The 13,820-nt window shown below is 66.2% G+C and carries 11 protein-coding genes; 2 read left to right on the top strand and 9 right to left on the bottom strand.

Annotation, left to right across the window (positions count from 1 at the left end):
- Nucleotides 1-80: 80 nt before the first annotated feature.
- A complete protein-coding gene (gene pmbA, locus ACWKWX_RS01235) occupies nt 81-1,427 on the bottom strand; it encodes a metalloprotease PmbA (protein WP_416426884.1) in 1,347 nt (448 codons plus the stop codon).
- Between the two features lie 109 nt (nt 1,428-1,536).
- Between pmbA and yjgA the strand changes: the two genes are divergently transcribed.
- Nucleotides 1,537-2,058, top strand: coding sequence for a ribosome biogenesis factor YjgA (gene yjgA, locus ACWKWX_RS01230; protein ID WP_416426885.1), 522 nt, complete (start codon nt 1,537-1,539; stop codon nt 2,056-2,058).
- 97 nt (nt 2,059-2,155) lie between these two features.
- Here yjgA and tldD read toward each other — a convergent pair whose 3' ends face one another.
- From tldD to mreB, 8 genes are all read right to left on the bottom strand, one after another.
- Nucleotides 2,156-3,598, bottom strand: coding sequence for a metalloprotease TldD (gene tldD / locus ACWKWX_RS01225; RefSeq protein ID WP_416426886.1), 1,443 nt, complete (start codon nt 3,596-3,598; stop codon nt 2,156-2,158).
- Nucleotides 3,599-3,600: 2 nt separating this feature from the next.
- Nucleotides 3,601-4,452: a carbon-nitrogen hydrolase family protein gene (locus ACWKWX_RS01220; protein WP_416426887.1), complete on the bottom strand. Its 852-nt coding sequence runs from the start codon at nt 4,450-4,452 to the stop codon at nt 3,601-3,603.
- 18 nt (nt 4,453-4,470) lie between these two features.
- Nucleotides 4,471-8,283, bottom strand: coding sequence for a YhdP family protein (locus ACWKWX_RS01215; protein WP_483826845.1), 3,813 nt, complete (start codon nt 8,281-8,283; stop codon nt 4,471-4,473).
- Between the two features lie 64 nt (nt 8,284-8,347).
- Entirely contained in the window at nt 8,348-9,805 is a 1,458-nt protein-coding gene (gene rng / locus ACWKWX_RS01210; RefSeq protein ID WP_416426889.1) for a ribonuclease G, read from the bottom strand.
- A gap of 89 nt (nt 9,806-9,894) precedes the next feature.
- A complete protein-coding gene (locus tag ACWKWX_RS01205) occupies nt 9,895-10,494 on the bottom strand; it encodes a Maf family protein (RefSeq protein ID WP_416426890.1) in 600 nt (199 codons plus the stop codon).
- Nucleotides 10,495-10,546: 52 nt separating this feature from the next.
- A complete protein-coding gene (mreD, locus tag ACWKWX_RS01200; protein ID WP_475504933.1) occupies nt 10,547-11,038 on the bottom strand; it encodes a rod shape-determining protein MreD in 492 nt (163 codons plus the stop codon).
- Entirely contained in the window at nt 11,038-12,102 is a 1,065-nt protein-coding gene (mreC, locus tag ACWKWX_RS01195; protein ID WP_483826953.1) for a rod shape-determining protein MreC, read from the bottom strand. Before mreC ends, mreD begins: the two co-directional genes overlap by 1 nt.
- A gap of 153 nt (nt 12,103-12,255) precedes the next feature.
- The gene (mreB, locus tag ACWKWX_RS01190; RefSeq protein WP_008371426.1) at nt 12,256-13,293 is read right to left on the bottom strand and encodes a rod shape-determining protein MreB; all 1,038 of its coding nucleotides are present in this window, start codon (nt 13,291-13,293) and stop codon (nt 12,256-12,258) included.
- Nucleotides 13,294-13,515: 222 nt separating this feature from the next.
- On the opposite strand from mreB, the gene gatC reads away from it, so the two are divergent.
- Nucleotides 13,516-13,803 carry an Asp-tRNA(Asn)/Glu-tRNA(Gln) amidotransferase subunit GatC gene (gene gatC, locus ACWKWX_RS01185; protein WP_008371428.1) on the top strand — a complete coding sequence of 96 codons (288 nt, stop codon included), beginning with the start codon at nt 13,516-13,518 and terminating at the stop codon, nt 13,801-13,803.
- Nucleotides 13,804-13,820 lie beyond the last annotated feature (17 nt).

Raw genomic sequence — 13,820 nt, 5'->3', positions numbered from 1 at the left:
CAGCTGCCGAAGGCTGCGTCAGGGGGCAACACCGCATCGCCTGTAGACGCGGCCTGCGGCCGCTGCTACGGGGGTAAGGATCAGCTGCCGGCCACGGTCATGCGTTCGATCAGCACGGAACCGGTGCGCACATTGCTGCGCAGCTCCAGGTCGCTGCCAACGGCGACGATCTGGCGGAACATGTCCTTCATGTTGCCGGCAATGGTCACTTCCTGCACGGGGAACTGGATCTCGCCATTCTCGACCCAGAAACCCGCCGCGCCACGGGAATAGTCACCGGTCACCATGTTCAGTCCATGGCCCATCAGCTCGGTCACCAGCAGGCCGCGGCCCATCTGCTTGATCAGCGCAGCCTGGTCCTGGTCGCCATGGGTGACGAACAGGTTGTGCACGCCGCCGGCGTTGGCGGTGCTCGGCATGCCCAGCTTGCGGCCCGAGTAGGTGCTGAGCACGTAAGACACCAACCGGCCGTTTTCGACGAACGGCTTGGCATAGGTGGCTAGGCCGTCGCCGTCGAACGCAGCGCTACCCAGGGCGCGCTGCAGGTGCGGACGCTCGTCCAGGGTCAGCCACTCGGGGAACAGGGTCTGGCCCATGGCGCCTTCCAGGAACGACGACTTGCGGTACAGGTTGCCGCCGCTCACGGCCGACAGGAAGCTGCCGAACAGCCCGCCCGCCAGCTCGGCACTGAACAGCACCGGCACTTCGCAGGTAGGCACCGGGCGTGCACCCAGGCGACCGGCGGCACGTTGCGCGGCGCGCTGGCCGATCAGCGCCGGGTCCTGCAGCAGCTCGCCCTGGCGGTTGACGTCATACCAGTAGTCGCGCTGCATCTGGCCATCTGCCTCGGCAATCATCACGCAGCTGAGGCTGTGGCGGGTCGAGGCGTAGCCACCGATGAAACCGTGGCTGTTGCCGTACACGCGGCAGCCCTGGTGGCTGCTGAGGGTGGTGCCATCTGCGTTGAGAATGCGTGGATCAGCGTCGAACGCCGCGGCTTCGCACGCCAAGGCGCGCTCGATGGCCTGCTCCGGGCTGATGTCCCAGGCGTGGTACAGGTCGAAGTCCGGCTGCTCGCGCGCCATCAGGGCGGCGTCGGCCAGGCCCGAGGCTTCGTCTTCGGAGGTGTGCTTGGCAATGGCCAGGGCCGCCGCCACGGTTTCGCGAATGGCGTCCGGGCCGCTGGCCGAAGTGCTGGCCGAGCCCTTGCGCTGGCCCACGTACAGGGTGATGCCAAAGCCCTGGTCGCGGTTGAACTCCACGGTTTCCACTTCGCGCTGGCGCACCGAGGTTGACAGCCCCTGCTCCAGCGACACCGCCACTTCACAGGCGCTGGCGCCCTGGCGCTTGGCTTCGGCGACGATCTGCTCGACCTGTTCCTGCAGGGCCGGCAGTGCCGCGGGACCGACGCTTTGAATTGCGTTCATGGTGTTCTCCACTCAAATTCTGCTGTCATCAGGGGGTCAAGCTACGACCGGGCCGGACAAGCGGCCCCTGACTGGTTATCATGGCGGCGTTTATTAGCGGACTGCCCCCATGGTTGATTCTTACGACGACTCCCTCGACGAGGGAAAAAGCAAATCTCAGGTCAAACGCGAGCTGCACGCGCTGGTTGACCTCGGTGAGCGCCTGACCACACTCAAGGCCGATGTACTGGCCAAGCTGCCCCTGACCGACGGTTTGCGCCGTGCCCTGGCCGACGCGCCAAAGCACACCGCGAACATCGCGCGCAAGCGGCACATCCTGTTCATTGGCCGGCTGATGCGCGACCAGGACACTGATGCGATCCTGCAACTGCTCGATCAACTCGATGCCTCCACGCGCCAGTACAACGAGCGTTTCCACAACCTGGAGCGCTGGCGCGACCGTCTGGTCTCGGGCACCGACGAGGTGCTGGAGAAATTCGTTGGCGAATACCCCGACGCCGACCGCCAGCACCTGCGCCAGCTGATCCGCCAGGCCCAGCACGAGACCGCGCAGAACAAACCGCCAGCGGCCACGCGTAAAATCTTCAAGTACATCCGCGAGCTGGACGAAGTGCAGCGCGGCTTGCGCTGATCATTCGACCGCCAGCTGTTGTGGGAGCTGGCTTGCCAGCGAGCTTCTGAGCACCCGAAAAGCTCGCTGGCAAGCCAGCTCCCACAACATGTTTCACTTAAGCGCCTGTGCCACCCACGGTAATCGCGTCAATCTTCAGCGTCGGCTGGCCAACGCCCACCGGCACCGACTGCCCGTCCTTCCCGCACGTACCCACGCCGCTGTCCAGCGACAGGTCGTTGCCGACCATCGATACCTTGCTCATGGCCTCAGGGCCGTTGCCGATCAGTGTCGCGCCCTTCACCGGGGCGGTGATCTTGCCGTCCTCGATCAGGTACGCCTCGCTGGTGGAGAACACGAACTTGCCGCTGGTGATGTCCACCTGGCCGCCGCCCAGGTTGGCGCAGTAGATACCGCGTTTCACCGAAGCGATGATTTCTGCCGGGTCGCTTTGGCCGCCCAGCATGTAGGTGTTGGTCATGCGCGGCATGGGCAGGTGCGCGTAGGATTCGCGACGACCGTTGCCGGTGGCGGCCATGCCCATCAGGCGGGCGTTGAGCTTGTCCTGCATGTAGCCGGTGAGCACGCCGTTCTCGATCAGCGTGGTGCACTGGGTAGGCGTGCCTTCGTCGTCCACGCTCAGCGAGCCGCGGCGGCCGGCCAGGGTGCCGTCGTCGACGATGGTGCACAACTTGGAGGCGACCATCTCGCCCAGGCGGCCGCTGTAGTTGGAGCTGCCCTTGCGGTTGAAGTCGCCTTCCAGGCCGTGGCCCACGGCTTCGTGCAGCAGCACGCCGGACCAGCCCGAACCCAGCACCACGGGCAAGGTACCCGCCGGCGCCGGAATGGCTTCCAGGTTCACCAGCGCCTGGCGCAGGGCCTCGCGGGCGTAGCCCATGGCGCGGTCGTCCTGCAGGAAGTAGCGGTAGTCGGTACGCCCGCCACCACCGTGGCCGCCCCGCTCGCGGCGGCCGTTCTGCTCGACGATGACGCTGACGTTGAAGCGCACCAGCGGCCGCACGTCGGCGGCCAGGCTGCCATCGGCGGCGGCCACCAGGATGCGCTCCCACACGCCGGCCATGCTCACGCTGACCTGCTGGATGCGCGGGTCGAGGGCACGGGTAGCGACGTCGATGCGCTTGAGCAGCTCGACCTTCTCGGCGCGGCTCAGCACGTCCAGGGGGTTATCCGGGGCGTACAGCTGCGCCACGTCCTGGCTGGTGAACGCCTGCACGCGGCCGTTCTGGCCGGCGCGGGAGATCGAGCGGGCGGCACGGGCGGCCTGCAGCAGGGCGTCCTGGTTGATGGTGTTGCTGTAGGCAAAGCCGGTCTTCTCGCCGGACTGGGCACGCACGCCCACGCCCTGGTCGAGGTTGAAGCTGCCTTCCTTGACGATGCCGTCTTCCAACGACCACGACTCGGAAATCTGCCCCTGGAAATACAGGTCGGCAGCGTCGATGCCCGGCCCCGCGAGTTCGCCCAGCACCGACTGCAGGCTGTCCAGGGTCAAGCCGCCGGGGGCCAGCAGGTGTTCGCTGACGGTGGATAACATCTCGCTCATAATCACTCCGCGATAGACGCAGGCCGCGTGGCGCCCTGCGAGAAAAAGCGCCGGTGACTGGCCACCGGCATCCGCGCCCGTATGGACGCCTGTTCGCTGCTGTCCCGTTCGGCCAGCAGCACGGCTTCGCCTTGATCACGCTGGGCGACGATGCGCCCCCAGGGATCGACGATGGCCGCGTGCCCGTAGGTCTCGCGCGGCCCTGGATGAGTACCGCCCTGGGCCGCCGCCAGGACGTAGCATTGGGTCTCGATGGCGCGCGCCCGGATCAACACGTCCCAGTGCGCAGCGCCGGTCACCGCGGTAAACGCCGACGGTGCGGTAATCAGTTCGGCGCCGGCCTTGCGCAGTTCGCTGTACAGCTCGGGGAAGCGCAGGTCGTAGCACACGCTCAAGCCCAGGCGCCCCACCGGCGTGTCGGCTACCACTACCTCCTGCCCATGAGCATAGTCGTCCGACTCACGGTAGCGGCCGCGGCTGTCCGCCACGTCGACGTCGAACAGGTGCAGCTTGTCGTAGCGCGCCACTTCCTGGCCCTGGGCGTCGATCAGCAGCGAGCAGGCGCGCACCTTCGCGTCGGGCTGCCCTTGCGGGGGCAACGGCAGCGTGCCGGCCACTATCCATAAGTTGAGGTCACGGGCCGCCTGTTTCAACCATGGCAGGATCGGCCCCCGACCAAGGGCTTCGTCGCGGCCGATTTCAGCGCTGTCGCGGCGGCCCAGGGCGGAGAAGTTTTCCGGCAGCACCGCAAGCTTCGCACCACCGGCGGCGGCCTGCTCCAACAGGCGACGGGCGCTGGCCAGGTTGGCCAGCACGTCGCTCTGGCTGACCATCTGAATCACTGCCAAAGACATGGGGAGCTCCTGCTGCTGTCAGTTCGCTTTCTGGAAGGGCTTGTCGAAGGTAATCTTAGGCTCTTTCCACGGCCCTTCGACCTTGTATTGCACGCTGGCGAAGCGCGCCACGCGGTCGCCCAGCAGCTTGTCGACCAGGAACAGCGCGCCACCCACCGCCGGCGCGCCCACCAGCAGCGCGGCGATTGGCAGGTTGGTGGTCACCGGCAGGGTCACCAGCAGCTTGGCGTCGACTCGGTCCTGGTTCATGTCCAGGGTGCCGTTGAGCTCAAGGTTGGTGGAGGGGCCGGTCATGGTTATCGGCTCGCGGGTCACGTAGACGCCGTTGCTGGCCACCAGCAGGCCCTTGACCTTGTCATAGCCCAGGCCCTTGCCCACCAGGTCGGAGAAGTCCAGGCGCAGGCGGCGGCCGATGGAATTGAAGTTCAGCAGGCCGAATACCCGCAGCGCCTGGGCGCCACCATCAACCTCGACGAACTGGCCACGGTTGAGCGTGGCGTCCAGGCTGCCCGAAAAGCGCTTGAGCGCGGCCCAGGCCGGCGACCCCGGCCAGCTGCCGTCCACGTTCAGCTCGAAGTCCTGGCTGGTGGTGCTGGGCGCGTAGCCCCAGGCCTTGAGCACATCGGCGAGGTTCTTGCCCTTGAGGCTGCCCTTCAGCCAGCTGGCGGAATTGCCCGGCGCGCCTTCCCAACTGCCCTGCCCCACCAGGCTGATTCCCTTGAGGCCCAGGTCCAGGTCCTTGAGGGCGATGCCCTTGCCGTTGGGGCGAATTTTCAGCGCCCAGGCGCCCATCAGGTCGTTGCCCTGCCACAGCTTGAGGATCTTCACGTCCACGGCGGGAATCTTACGCGGGTCCACCGAGGCCAGCGGGTCGGGGGCGTTCTCGTCGGTCACTGCTTTCGGGTCGGGGGCCGGCAGGTGCACGGCCTGCATGTCCACCAGGATCGGCACGCCCTTGGCGTCCGGCAGGCTGGCGGTGCCGGTGAGCTGCTTGGCGTCCACCGACAGGTTCCAGGCGCTGGAGCTGCGGTTGAGCATGACCCGGGCCTGGTCCAGGTCGAAACCGAAGCCGGTGACCTTGCCGATCTTCAGGTCGACGCTGTTCAGGGCCTGGCGAGCGCTGCCACCGGGGTCGTCACCGGCGTAGCGATCGACCTGGGCTTTCCATGGCGTCACGTCCAGGCTGTCCAGCGTACCGCGCACCCGCAAGCCCTTGTCGGCCGGCAGTTGCGGCGTGCCGCTGCCCAGCAGCAGTTCGCCACGGCCGTCGGCCAGCTTGCCACCGGGCGCCAGGTAGCTGAGCATGGCCAGGTCGGCGTAGCTGGCGTCGATGCGCCGGTCGGCGCCCTGCAGGTTCATCTGGAACTGGGCATCGCGGGTGTCGCTGGCGGCCTTGCCGTAGGGCGCCGGCAGGTCGATGGCCAGGCCCCTGAGGTCGCTCTTGATGCTTAGCTGGCTGTTGCCGCCCAGGTTGACCTGCAATTGGTACGGCAGGTCGCCGGAAGCCGGCAGGTTGGGGTTCACCTGCAGCCAGTCGGTGAGTTTGCGCAGGGCAATGCTGCCCTTGGCGGTGATACGGGTCAGCGGGCTGCCCGGCTTGCCCTCGGCGAAGATCTGTGCCGTGACAGGCCGGTCGAAGGCCTGGGCGGCGATGTTCTGGCCGCTCAAGCCCTTGTCGAAGTCGAAGCGGAAGTTGCCCTTGAGCTGGCTGAGGTCGAGGGCCGGCTCCTTGATCTTCAGGTCGGCGCCCTGGGTGTTGAAGTCGACCACCACCTTGGGCTCCTCGCCCTTGACCAGCGGAATGTCGAGGTTCAGGTTGCCCTGCAACGGCCCCGTGCCCTGCCAGCCGGCGAAGATCGGCCCGGTGCCGATGGGCGCGTCCTGGAGGATCTTCACGCCGTCGCCCAGGCTGCCGTCGAAGTCGCCCTTCACGTACAGGTGCGCGTGCTGGTCGGCCGGCACGTGGGGCACGGTGACCTCGACGTTGCTGACCTGGGTGTCGAGCAGTTGGCCCTTGCTGGCGAGGATGCGCACGTCGCCGTCCTGGATGAACACGTCGCCTGCCACCTTCGACACTTCCGGCCAGCCCGGCTGGAACGCCAGGCGGGCGTCATGCACCTTGAAGTACAGGGTAATGCTGCGCGAATGGTCCGGCGCCGCGTGGCTCAGGGAGCCCTGGTACTGGAAGTAGCCCTGGTCCACCGCGCCTTCGAGGATGGCCGTGCGCAGCCAGTGGTCCACCGCCGGGCTGAGCACCTGGGGCAAATACTTGGAGGTGAAGCGGCCGTCGCCCTGGGTCAGGCCCACGCGCAGGTCCATGTAGGGCTCGACGTCGTCGTGGAACGGCAGGCGAATCAGGAAGTCGCCGGCGATGTTGCCCTCGTCGCCCTTCACCTTCAGGTAAGGGGCGACCAGGGTGAAGCCGTCCTGGTTGATTGTCCAGGTCAGGCGCGCGTTGGACTGGTGGTAGTACCAGGGGTTGGCGAAGATCGGGTACAGGTGCAGCATGAACTGGTCGGTGGCCAGGCGCAGCTCGCCCTGGCCCAGGTTGCCGCTGATGGCGCCACTGACACCGCCCGCCGCCGGCGCACCGTGGGTGGCCTGGAAGCCGACGTTGTCGAGGTTGGCGGCGAAGCTCAGGCGTTCGTCACCGGTGGCCTGGGGGCGGTAGTCGAGCAGCACGTTGCGCAGGCCGCCGGTGACCTTCAAGGCATCAATGACTGCGGCCACTTTGTCCGGCACCGGCACCAGGGCGTCGAGTACCGGCGTGATCGGCGTCAGGTCGAGGCGGTCGGCCTGCAGGTGGTAGTTCTGCAGGGTGCTGTCGGTGGCGTCGGCCTGGCGCAGTTGCAGGTGCGACTCCCAGCGGGTCTTGCCCAGGCTCATGGCCAGGGAATCGACCGTCACGTCATAGCCGCCGCTGCTGCGCTGGAACCAGGCATTGAGGGCCAGGTTGTCGATACTGATGGCCTTGCGGTCGGCGTAGGCACCCTTGAACGTCGGGGCGTTGAGGCGCACCGCCGCGCTTTGCAGGGTACCCTTGCCCCACTGTGCCCACAGCTCGCCGCCAGCCTTGAGCTGGGCCAGCTTCCATTGCTGGGTGAGCCGCGCCGGCAGCCAGCGCGCCCAATCGCTCTGGGGCAGGCTCAGGTAGGCCTGGGCTTCGCCATCCTGCCAGTGGGCGGCGTCGATGCGGGTGCGCAGGCTCAGCGCCAGGGGCTGGCCATCGGGCAGGGTCAGGCGCAGGTCCAGGCGCTGGCGGCTGAAGCCGCTGGTCAGGCTGGCCCCCACGTAGGTGAGGGTCATGGGCGCATGGTCGTAGGGCTCCAGGGTCAGTTGGCTGTCGAGCACCGACAGCTTGCTGACCTGCTGCATGCGCTGCAGCACCTGCCCCGGGTCCATGGGCCCGTTGTTCTGGGCCGGCAGGCCCTTGAGCGACCACTGGCCGTCCTGGCTTTCCTCGGCGGTCAACTGCAGGCCGCTGAGTTCAAGGTGGGCGATGCGCAGCGAGCGGCTGCGCAGGCTGGCCCACAGGTCGGGCACCACGCGCACCTGGTCCAGGCGCAGGGCGCTGTCGCCCTCGCCCACCATCACGTCGCGGGCCATCAGCACGGGCGCCATGCCACTCCAGCGCCCCTGCAGGGCACCGATGCTTACCGGCAGGCCAAGAGCCTCGCTGGCCTTGTCCTGGGCGTCGTAGCGGTACTGCTCGACCAGGGGCACCAACTGCCGGCCCAGGCTTACGTACACCGCCACCAGTACCAGAACCAGGGCACACAGCCCCAGGCCCCAGCGGGTCAGCGCGCCCAGCAGGCGGGTCAGGCGCGCCATGCGCGGAGGGTCCCGGAACAGGCAGTCAGGTCAGTGGCGCAAGGCCATGCGGGGGTGAACGAAATCAGAGCAGCACCACGTCGTATTGTTCCTGGGAATACATGGACTCTACCTGAAAGCGAATGGTTCGCCCGATAAAAGCCTCGAGCTCGGCCACATTGCCCGATTCTTCATCCAGCAGGCGGTCCACCACTTTCTGGTTGGCCAGTACTCTATAGCCTTCGGCCTGGTAAGCACGTGCTTCGCGCAGGATTTCCCGGAAAATCTCGTAACAGATCGTCTCAGGGGTCTTCAGCTTGCCGCGCCCCTGGCAGCTGATGCACGGCTCGCACAGCACCTGTTCCAGACTTTCGCGGGTGCGCTTGCGGGTCATCTGCACCAGGCCCAGCTCGGTGATGCCGATGATGTTGGTCTTGGCGTGGTCGCGCTCCAGCTGTTTTTCCAGGGTGCGCAGCACCTGGCGCTGATGTTCTTCATCTTCCATGTCGATGAAGTCGATGATGATGATGCCGCCGATGTTGCGCAGGCGCAGCTGGCGGGCAATGGCCGTGGCCGCTTCCAGGTTGGTCTTGAAGATGGTCTCTTCCAGGTTGCGGTGGCCCACGAACGCGCCGGTGTTGACGTCGATGGTGGTCATGGCCTCGGCCGGGTCCACCACCAGGTAGCCACCGGACTTGAGCGGCACCTTGCGGTCCAGCGCGCGCTGTATCTCGTCCTCGACGCCATACAGGTCGAAGATCGGCCGTTCGCCAGGGTAGTGCTCCAGGCGGTCGGCGATCTCGGGCATCAGTTCGGCGACGAACTGCGTGGTCTTCTGGAAGGTTTCCCGGGAGTCGATGCGGATCTTCTCGATCTTGGGGCTGACCAGGTCGCGCAGGGTACGCAGGGCCAGGCCCAGGTCTTCGTAGATTTCGGTCGGCGCGCCCACGGTCTTGATCTGCAGGCCGATCTGGTCCCACAGCCGGCGCAGGTAGCGGATGTCCATGAGGATCTCGTCGGCGCCGGCGCCCTCGGCGGCAGTGCGCAGGATGAAGCCGCCAGCTTCCTTGATACCTTCCTGGGCCACGCAGTCGCTGACCACCTTCTTCAGGCGCTCGCGCTCGGCTTCGTCTTCGATCTTCAGGGAAATGCCGACATGGCTGGTGCGCGGCATGTACACCAGGTAGCGCGAGGGAATCGACAGCTGCGTGGTCAGGCGTGCGCCCTTGGAGCCGATGGGGTCCTTGGTGACCTGCACCACCAGGCTCTGCCCTTCGTGCACCAGGGCGCTGATGGTTTCCACCGCCGAGCCTTCGCGCAGGGAAATTTCCGAGGCGTGGATGAACGCCGCGCGTTCCAGGCCGATGTCGACGAACGCCGCCTGCATGCCCGGCAGCACGCGCACCACCTTGCCCTTGTAGATATTGCCGACGATGCCGCGGCGCTGGGTGCGCTCGACATGGACTTCCTGCAGAACACCGTTCTCTACCACCGCCACGCGCGATTCCATTGGCGTGATGTTGATCAGAATCTCTTCACTCATGGCAGGGTCTCGTCAAAGGTAGTCACCGAAAATGATGGATTACGCCGCGCTTGTCGACGTTTCCATTCTCACAGGCTGGCGGCGGCCGCTCAGCCTGTCTGTTGGCCTTGCCAACAGGGTATGCCGAAATGGCCCAGCAGGTCTGCGGTTTCGCACAATGGCAGGCCCACTACCGCAGAATAACTGCCGGCGAGGCTTTCGACGAATATCGCGGCCAGGCCCTGGATGGCGTAGCTGCCGGCCTTGTCCCGGGGTTCGCCGCTGGCCCAGTAGGCGCGCGCCTGCTGCGCGCTGATGGGGCGGAAACGTACGCGGCTGCTGACGCTGCGCACCTCACGGCGCTGGCCCGACACCAAAGCGATGGCAGTCAGCACCTGGTGCTCGCGCCCGGACAGCGCGGCGAGCATGGCCAGGGCATCGGCTTCGTCCACGGGCTTGCCGAGGATACGATCATCGAGCACCACTGCGGTGTCGGCGCCCAGCACCACGGGGGCGGGGTCGGCAGGGTCCAGCAACGCCAGGCCGGCCAGGGCCTTGCCCAGCGCCAGGCGCTCCACATAGGCCAGCGGGCTTTCGCCGGGCAGCGGGGTTTCGTCGATGGAAGCGCTCAGGGGCGTGAAGGCGACGCCGATCTGGGTCAGCAGTTCACGCCTGCGGGGGGAGCCGGAAGCCAGGTACAGCGGGTGCATGAGGACGTCTCCCTGTCGAAAATCGAATGCCGGGCGCCAGCCCGCGCCGCGCTCAGTTGATGCCCAGGCGGCGACGCAGGCCCCGCAGGGCGAAGCTGACCCATGGCCACAGCAGTGCACTCATCAGCGCCGGCAGCAGCAACGCCAGGGTGGGCTGGCGGTTGCCGGTCAGGGCGCTGAGCCACAGCTGGGCCAGTTGCCCCAGGCCGAAGATCACCAGGATCACCAAGCACTGCTGCCATACGTGGAAGGTGCGCATGCGCTGCGCCAGGGACAGGATCAGGAAGCTGATCAGCGTCAGGATCAAGGCGTTCTGCCCAAGGTAGGTGCCGTATAGCACGTCCTCGGCCAGGCCCAGCAGGAACGCCGTGGTCATGCCCACCTTGTGCGGCAGTGCCAGGGTCCAGAAGGTCAGCAGCAGGGCCAGCCACAGCGGCCGGAGGATTTCCATGAACTGCGGCAGCGGCGACACACTCAGCAGCAGGCCGAGGGCGAACGTGAACCAGACGAACCAGCCGTTGCGCGGCCGGGTGCTATTGACCATCAGTGTCTCTCCCGGGAGGTGCCATGGGCACTGGCGGCCGGTTTCGCCGGCGGGGCGGCAGGCGTGGTGGCCGGCTTGGCCGCGGCAGCCGGGTGCTCGGCAGCGGCCGGCGCAGGCGTTGGCGCAGCGCTGGCAGCCGGGGCCGCGGCCGGCGCGCCGGGCACGCCTGCCGTGGCGGTCTGGCCTTGATGGTCAGCAGCTTCCTGGGCCTGGGCGGCCTCGGTGGCGCGCTGCTCGGGCGAACGGCTGTCGGAGAACACCAGCAACAGGTAGCGGCTGCGGTTCAGCGCCGCCGTGGGCACCGCGCGGACGATGGCGAACGGCTGGCCGGAGTCATGGATCACTTCCTTCACCGTGGCCACCGGGTAGCCCGCGGGGAAACGCTGGCCCAGGCCGGAGCTGACCAGCAGGTCGCCTTCCTTGATGTCGGCAGTGTCCGCTACATGGCGCAGTTCCAGGCGCTCCGGGTTGCCGGTGCCGCTGGCGATGGCGCGTAGGCCGTTGCGGTTCACCTGCACCGGAATGCTGTGGGTGGAGTCGGTCAACAGCAGCACGCGCGCCGTGTAGGGCATCAACTCCACCACCTGGCCCATCAGGCCGCGGGCGTCGAGCACCGGCTGGCCGAGGAACACGCCGTCGCGCTCACCCTTGTTGATCAGGATGCGCTGGGTGAAGGGGTTGGGGTCCATGCCGATCAGCTCGGCCACCTCGACCTTCTCGTTGACCAGCGCCGAGGAGTTCAACAACTCGCGCAGGCGCACGTTCTGCTCGGTCAGGGCCGCCAGCTTCTGCAGGCGACCTTGCAGCAGCAAGGCTTCGGTCTTGAGTTTTTCGTTCTCGGCCACAAGCTCGGTGCGGCTGCCAAACTGGCTGGCCACGCCCTGGTACAGGCGCTGGGGCAGGTCGGTGATCCAGTAGGCCCGCATCAGCACCAGCGACGCCTGGCTGCGCACCGGCTGCAACAGGGTGAAGCGCGCATCCACCACCATCAGGGTGATGGACAGCACGACCAGCACCAACAGGCGCACGCCCAGCGAGGGGCCCTTGGAGAAAAGCGGTTTAATAAGCCGCTCCTCCCAGGCTGATGTTCATTGGCTCATTCATACGGCTTCAAACCGGCCCGGATGCAGATTGACAGAAATGCGCCAACGACAGGCGCAGGCCCGAGGTCGACAGCGCAAACTGTAGACCGGGCCCCGTGGTTGCCGCCAGCGAAGTTATTCGCTGGAGAGCAGGTCCATGGTGTGCTTGTCCATCATTTCCAGGGCACGGCCACCACCGCGAGCCACGCAGGTCAGCGGGTCTTCGGCAACGATCACCGGCAGGCCGGTTTCCTGGGCCAGCAGCTTGTCCAGGTCACGCAGCAGGGCGCCACCACCGGTCAGCACCAGGCCACGCTCGGCGATGTCGGAAGCCAGTTCCGGCGGCGACTGCTCCAGGGCGCTTTTCACGGCCTGGACGATGGTCGCCAGCGACTCTTGCAGGGCCTCCAGCACTTCGTTGGAGTTCAGGGTGAAGGCACGTGGCACGCCTTCGGCCAGGTTACGGCCGCGCACGTCGACTTCACGCACTTCGCCGCCCGGGTAGGCAGTACCGATTTCCTGCTTGATGCGCTCGGCGGTGGATTCGCCGATCAGGCTGCCGTAGTTGCGGCGCACGTAGGTCACGATCGCTTCGTCGAAACGGTCGCCGCCCACACGCACGGACTCGGCATACACCACGCCGTTCAGGGAGATCAGGGCGATTTCAGTGGTACCACCACCGATGTCGACCACCATCGAACCGCGGGCTTCCTCGACCGGCAGGCCGGCACCGATGGCGGCGGCCATTGGCTCTTCGATCAGGAACACTTCGCGGGCACCGGCGCCCAGCGCCGATTCACGAATGGCACGACGCTCCACCTGGGTGGATTTGCACGGCACGCAGATCAGCACGCGCGGGCTTGGCTGCAGGAAGCTGTTCTCGTGAACCTTGTTGATGAAGTACTGGAGCATCTTTTCACAGACGCTGAAGTCGGCGATCACGCCGTCTTTCATCGGACGAATGGCTGCAATGTTGCCCGGTGTACGGCCCAGCATGCGCTTTGCCTCGGTACCGACGGCAACAACACTTTTCTGATTTCCGTGGGTCCGGATGGCCACTACCGAGGGCTCATTCAGGACGATACCGCGCTCACGCACGTAAATAAGGGTGTTGGCAGTGCCCAGGTCGATGGAAAGATCGCTGGAAAACATGCCACGCAGTTTCTTGAACATGGGAAAGTGACCCTAGGCAACGCGTGGGTAAAAAAGTGCGGCAAACTCTAACAACGGCGGGGATTTTGGGCAAGGCGCCAATATGTTAAATTGGCTGTTTTTCCGAGCAGGCCCTCACTCAATCGCGGCCATATGACCGTAGAATTGGCGTTCTGTTCCGACAATCTAACACACGGACTGACACTTCATTCGATTCCGTGCTGTTTTCCACTGGAGATACCCATGGCGCTTGATCGCTCCGACGTGGAAAAAATCGCTCATCTGGCCCGCCTGGGCCTGAATGAAGCCGATCTGCCACGCACCACCGACGCACTCAACAGTATCCTGGGTCTGGTCGACCAGATGCAGGCGGTCGACACCAGCGGCATCGAGCCCCTGGCCCACCCCCTGGAAGCCAGTCAGCGCCTGCGCGCCGACCAGGTCACCGAAAGCAACCATCGCGAGGCTTACCAGGCCATCGCGCCTGCGGTCGAGAACGGCCTGTACCTGGTTCCGAAAGTCATCGACTAAAAGGGAAAAGAGCCTGC

It is taken from the genome of Pseudomonas imperatae (assembly GCF_057128625.1).
The sequence above is the reverse complement of the archived record's forward strand: the minus strand, read 5'-3'. Positions and strand labels throughout refer to the sequence as shown.